The sequence below is a fragment of the Bacillus sp. LR_5 genome (genome assembly GCF_042709275.1).
This window is the reverse complement of record NZ_JAVAXX010000348.1, coordinates 1-5,983: the sequence shown is the minus strand read 5'-3', so window position 1 is coordinate 5,983 and position 5,983 is coordinate 1. Positions and strand designations below refer to the sequence as shown.

Here is a 5,983-nt window from a genome sequence, read left to right as displayed (position 1 = left end):
GTCGAGCCATTCATCAGCACTACGGCCTTTCGTCTGTATGGAGATTTTGAGTTTTTTCCCTTCCATTCCCAGTCCGATTTGTCTGCCATATTGATTGCCAAGCTCAAACAGCTTCTGCCCGTCAATTTCAGCACTTGCTTCTTCAGAAATCGTCAATCTGACAGCATCTTTATCCTGCTTAATCAGCTCGACACGTTCCTGTCTCGCATAGACTTTCATTTCTGCAACAGTAAACAAGTATTCGACTTCTTTTGGATAGTTTCCAAAGCGGTCGATCATTTCATCTTGAAGCTCATTCTTCTCTTCGATTGTCGCCACAGACCTGAAGCGTTTATACATATCAATTTTCTGTTTGCCGTCTTGAATATAAGTTTCCGGAATATACGCATCAAGCTCGACATCAATTTCTGTTTCAAACTGCTCTGTCTTCGCTGTGTCTCCTTTACGCTCCTCAATGGCCTCCTTCAGCATTTGTGAATAGAGGTCAAATCCGACCGAATCGATGAAGCCATGCTGCTGGGCACCAAGAAGATTCCCGGCTCCGCGAATCGTTAAGTCACGCATTGCGATTTTAAAACCGGAACCTAACTCTGTGAATTCTTTAATAGCCTGCAGCCTTTTTTCAGCCACTTCTGTCAGCACTTTATCCCGGCGATACGTGAAGTACGCATACGCCACACGGTTAGAACGGCCGACACGCCCCCGCAGCTGGTAAAGCTGAGAAAGTCCCATCTTGTCGGCGTCAAATACGATCAGCGTATTGACGTTTGGGATGTCCACGCCAGTTTCGATAATGGTTGTGCTGACGAGAACGTCTGATTCTCCTTCAAGGAAGCTTAGCATAACGGTTTCTAATTCATTTTCTGTCATTTTCCCATGCGCATATGCTACCTTCGCGTCAGGGACTAGCATTGAAATTTCATCCGCTTTCCGCTCAATGTCCTCTACCCGGTTGTACAAGAAATAGACCTGGCCTCCGCGTGCAAGCTCACGTTCAATCGCCTCTCTGACAAGAGCGCCGTTATATTCCACAACATACGTCTGTACGGGGAAGCGATTTTCCGGCGGAGTCTCGATGACTGAAAGGTCCCTTACGCCAAGCATAGACATATGCAGCGTACGCGGAATCGGCGTTGCTGTTAACGTTAATACATCAACATTGGCTTTTATTTGCTTGATCTTTTCTTTATGGGTTACACCGAAACGCTGCTCTTCATCAATGATGAGGAGCCCTAAGTCTTTATACACGACATCCTTTGATAGCAGCCGATGCGTCCCGATGACGATATCAACCGTTCCATTTTTCAGCCCTTTGATTGTTTCGTTTGCTTCTTTTCTCGTTCTGAACCTGCTGAGAAGGCCGATATTAATCGGATAGTCCTGGAAGCGCTCTTTTATGGTTTCATAGTGCTGCTGTGCCAAAATGGTTGTCGGAACGAGCAGAGCTACCTGCTTTCCGTCACCGATCGCCTTAAACGCGGCACGTATGGCAACCTCTGTTTTACCGTAGCCCACATCTCCGCACAGCAAGCGGTCCATCGGACGTTCTCTTTCCATGTCTTTTTTGATTTCGTGAATAGAACGGAGCTGATCCTCAGTCTCTTGATAAGGGAAAGCCGATTCGAATTCACGCTGCATCTCATGGTCAGGAGAAAACGCATAGCCCTTGCTCGCTTCTCTTTCGGCATACAGCTTAATTAAGTCATCAGCAATATCCTGAACGGATGTCTCTACTTTTTTCTTGACCCGCTTCCATTCACTTCCGCCTAATTTATACAGCTTTGGCTCTTTTCCTTCGGAGCCAACATATTTTTGGACCTGATCAATTTGTTCTACAGGGACGTAAAGCTTGTCACTGCCCTGATAATGTATATTTAAATAGTCTTTATGAATGCCGTTGATTTCAAGAGTTTCAATCCCCAGGTATTTTCCGATCCCGTGATTAATATGAACGACATAATCTCCAATTTGAAGCTCAGAATAGCTTTTGATGCGCTCTGCATTGGTAAGCTTCTGTTTTCGCGGCTTCTTCTTTACACGGTTTTTGAACAGTTCTTCTTCCGTGATAACGGCAAGCTTCATTAACGGCAGCTCAAATCCCGATTGGAGCTCGCCTTCCATGATATAGACCTGTCCCTGAACAAGCGCTTTTTTGCTGTCTGTCATGGCGGCCTCGATATCATAATCAGCCAAAACAGATGACAATTTCTGCGTACGTTCCTTGTTTGCTCCTAAGAACACAACAGTGAAATTTGATTTTTTAAAACGCTCCATTTCGCCCGCAAGCACGTTCATTTGGCCATGGAAACTCTGCATTTGCCGGCCTGACACATTGACGATATTTTGCGGGCTCGTATGGTGTACATGCCGCAAAAATAAAGAGTAGTACAGCAGAGGCCGTTTTTGCTCAGCCACTATTTTTTGGAAGCTGAATGACAAACGAATGTCATGCAAAATCTTCCCTTCCTCAAGAAGATTTGTTATAAACTCCGCTTCTTCTTTTTGAAGCTGTTCTTCCATCTCATGAATCCGACTGACTTCATCCAAAATCAGAAGTGTATTATCAGGTGTATAATCTAGTAAACTAGCAGGCTTTTCATAGAAATATGAGAGATACTTCACGAGCTCCTGATCTGTCTGGCCTTCAGACAAGCGTTCTTTATCGTGAGAAATATTCGCATGAAGTATTTCTTTTTGTTTGTCAGCCTTTAATTTTTTCAAGCTCGCGGCAAGACCACTATCGATTTTCTCCATCGCCCGCGCTTTTTCTTCCGGTCTGATAATTAATTCCTTCGCGGGACCGATATTGATCGAGGTAAGGGTCTCAATTGACCGCTGATCATCTGAATTAAAGCTGCGGATTGAATCCACCTCGGTGTCAAAAAGTTCAATTCTCACCGGATTCTCTGAAGTCAACGGATAAATGTCAATGATTCCACCGCGAATACTGAATTCCCCGGGCGCAGAAACCATATCAGACCGCTCATACCCTACCTCTACCAGCCGTGAGGCAAGCTGGTCAGGTTCGATATCATGGCCTACTTGAATGAGCATCTGGCTGCTTTTCCACACCTCTACAGGCGGCAGCATTCTTCTGATTGCAGCTACCGGAGCAACGACAATTGGCGCTTCTCCATTCGTTAGTCTATTAATGACATCTAATCGCTGCGCCCGCAATTCAGGGCTTGCAACTGCGATTTCTGATGAAATGAGTTCATTGACGGGGTACAAAAGGACAGAACGATCCTCTAGAAGTGAAGTCAGATCATCTGTTACTTTCTGGGCTTGATATAAGTTATGGGTGATTAGAAAGATAGGCTTATTCGTTTCATTAGCCAGAGCAGAAGTAAAAACAGAACGCGCGGAACCCGACAGACCCGCGAGCAGCTGTTCCTTCAGGCCCTCGTGTAAACCGTTGATGATGGATTTAAAGTCATCGCTTTCTTTTATAAAGGTTTGAATGTTGTCCATATGGCCCCTCCTCTCTGTTTCCTGTGAGAACAGAAAAACGCTTTGGTCTAGTGTCTACACCAAAGCTTTTTATTGAATAAATGTGTGATATTCGTGGTAATGCGGATTTCGGTCAAGCGCCTCTTGGCAGTCTTCACATATCGTCAAAACATGGACATCTCCATTTTCTTTATAAGAAATCATATCGTTTCTTTCCTCATTTGTTAAGTGCTGAAATCCAAGTGAGTCTGTCGATACCATTGAAGATTCGAGACTGCCTACTTTCACTCCGCAATGACGACAATAATAATGCAAAGCCATACAAGGGACCTCCTGATGAAAAAGTCATTTTGGTGTAGTATGGACTTTGTTGTTACATTTTATACCTTTGCGTTAAATTCGTTCATGACTTCTAAAAACGGTTTACTCAAAGAAGCCTCACAAGCCTTCACAGATTTATCAACCGCTTCTTCGATCTCAGGTGCCTCCTCCTTGGTAAAGGAGCCTAACACATAATCAACGACCTTCATGCCGTTTACAGGCCGGCCGATTCCGATGCGGATACGGTCAAACTCGGATGTTCCAAGATGCTGGATCAGTGATTTGATGCCATTGTGCCCTCCGGCGCTTCCTTTCGTTCTTAAACGGATCTTGCCAGTAGGAAGGTCAAGGTCGTCGTAAATGACTGTCAAATCTTCGTTATCGACATCATAGTAGTCCATTAAAGGCCGCAAACATTCTCCTGATAAATTCATATATGTAAGCGGTTTAACAAGTAGAACCTTTTTGCCGGAAACAAATCCGGTTCCGTATAATCCGTTAAATTTATTTTGATTCAGCTCTATATTCCATTCCTTTGCAAGCTGATCTATCACCATAAATCCGACATTATGCCGTGTATTTTCATAGTTCTTCCCCGGGTTTCCGAGACCGGCAATCACAAGCATGGCGAATCCTCCCTTAGTCACATAACTCCCGTCTTCATAAACGGGCTATAATTCTTCTCATTCTAGCACAAAAGACGTAACCGCGGGAGGGTTACGCCTTAAGCTATTATTGTTCGTTTTCACCTTCTGGCTGAGCATCGGCAGATTCCTCTTCATCGACCTCAGCTGCTTCCTGCTGCTGCGGAGGAAGGATTGAAGCCACAACCTCATCTGATTCATGATTAAAGGAGTAGTCACCGCCAGCAGGCAAATCTGCAATCGTCAGTACTTCATTTACATCAAGGCTTGAAATATCAGCCTCAATCGTTTGCGGAATGGCTTTTGGCTTGGCCTTTACAGTAAGTGCATATAACGGCTGCTGCAGTACGCCTCCGTTTTTCACTCCAATGGCTTCTCCGGTCAGATGAATCGGAACTTCCACTTCAATGTCCTCACTCATATTAACTACTTGAAAATCAGCATGAGTGATTTCATTTTTCAGCGGGTCCGTCTGCAGGTCTGTTACCATGACTGAGTGCTTTTCTCCGCTGACCTCAAGCGTAATGACTGCATTTTTGCCTTCGTCCCTCAGCGCTTTGATGAGCTCCACACTGTCTAATGACACAGGTTTGTTACCCGTATCCTTCCCATATATGATACCTGGAACATGTCCTGAAGTACGGATATTCCGAAGAGACGAACGAGTAAAGTCCGTTCTTTCTTTTGCCGTTAAAGTTGCCATATTCAGCACCATCCTATTGTCGTTTTAGTTGTCCTATTACAAACAATACCCATAACGATAAGGATTTAAACCTCGAAAAATGGTTTAGCTGAACAGATAGCTGACTGATTGCTGCTCATGAACGCGAATAATTGCTTCGGCCAGAAGCGGTCCGACTGAAAGCTGCTTAAAGCGTTCAATTTTCTTTTCTTCAGGAAGCTTGATGCTGTTTGTCACAACAAGCTCTTTAATTGTTGAATTATTAATCCGTTCAACCGCAGGGCCTGATAGTACAGGGTGTGTACAGCATGCATATACTTCTTTCGCTCCGTTTTCAACGAGCGCATTAGCAGCAAGTGTAATCGTACCTGCAGTATCAATAATGTCATCGATGAGGATAGCAGTCTTCCCTTCGATGTTACCTACAATATTCATGACTTCCGCCACGTTTGGACGCGGACGGCGTTTATCGATAATCGCAATTGGCGCTTTTAGTCGGTCAGCCAGTTTGCGGGCACGTGTCACACCGCCATGGTCTGGTGAAACAATGACGATATCTTCAAGATTTTTGCCTTCAAAATATTCTCCTAAAATCGGAACACCCATTAAGTGGTCAATCGGTATATCAAAGAATCCTTGAATTTGCGGCGCATGCAGGTCAAGTGCAATCACACGAGTCGCACCGGCTGTTTCAAGCAGGTTAGCGAAAAGTTTAGCTGTGATTGGCTCACGGGATCTTGCTTTTCTGTCTTGACGCGCATAACCGTAATAAGGAATAACAATGTTAATCGTTTTTGCAGAAGCGCGTTTTAACGCATCTACCATAATCAGCAGTTCCATAATATGCTCGTTAACGGGGTCACTTGTAGACTGGATGATGTAACAA

5 protein-coding genes are annotated in these 5,983 nt (G+C 44.5%); all 5 read right to left on the bottom strand.

Annotation, left to right across the window (positions count from 1 at the left end):
• Window positions 1–3,471 (bottom strand): transcription-repair coupling factor (gene mfd, locus RAC86_RS34210; protein WP_377886585.1); only part of this gene is annotated, 3,471 nt, incomplete at its 3' end.
• A gap of 69 nt (window positions 3,472–3,540) precedes the next feature.
• Window positions 3,541–3,771: an anti-sigma-F factor Fin gene (gene fin / locus RAC86_RS34205; RefSeq protein WP_003243417.1), complete on the bottom strand. Its 231-nt coding sequence runs from the start codon at window positions 3,769–3,771 to the stop codon at window positions 3,541–3,543.
• A 59-nt stretch (window positions 3,772–3,830) separates the two neighbouring features.
• Window positions 3,831–4,397, bottom strand: a complete 567-nt coding sequence (pth, locus tag RAC86_RS34200; protein WP_003226727.1) for an aminoacyl-tRNA hydrolase — start codon at window positions 4,395–4,397, stop codon at window positions 3,831–3,833.
• Window positions 4,398–4,503: 106 nt separating this feature from the next.
• The gene (locus tag RAC86_RS34195) at window positions 4,504–5,118 is read right to left on the bottom strand and encodes a 50S ribosomal protein L25/general stress protein Ctc (protein ID WP_377886584.1); all 615 of its coding nucleotides are present in this window, start codon (window positions 5,116–5,118) and stop codon (window positions 4,504–4,506) included.
• An 84-nt stretch (window positions 5,119–5,202) separates the two neighbouring features.
• Window positions 5,203–5,983, bottom strand: a 781-nt coding sequence (locus RAC86_RS34190) for a ribose-phosphate pyrophosphokinase (RefSeq protein WP_377886583.1), incomplete at its 5' end; no start/stop codon positions are given.

What these genes read in the sequence shown, in the direction of transcription:
- RAC86_RS34195 (WP_377886584.1), bottom strand. Translation starts at nt 5,118, where the DNA reads ATGGCAACTTTAACGGCAAAAGAAAGAACGGACTTTACTCGTTCGTCT.
- pth (WP_003226727.1), bottom strand. Translation starts at nt 4,397, where the DNA reads ATGCTTGTGATTGCCGGTCTCGGAAACCCGGGGAAGAACTATGAAAAT.
- fin (WP_003243417.1), bottom strand. Translation starts at nt 3,771, where the DNA reads ATGGCTTTGCATTATTATTGTCGTCATTGCGGAGTGAAAGTAGGCAGT.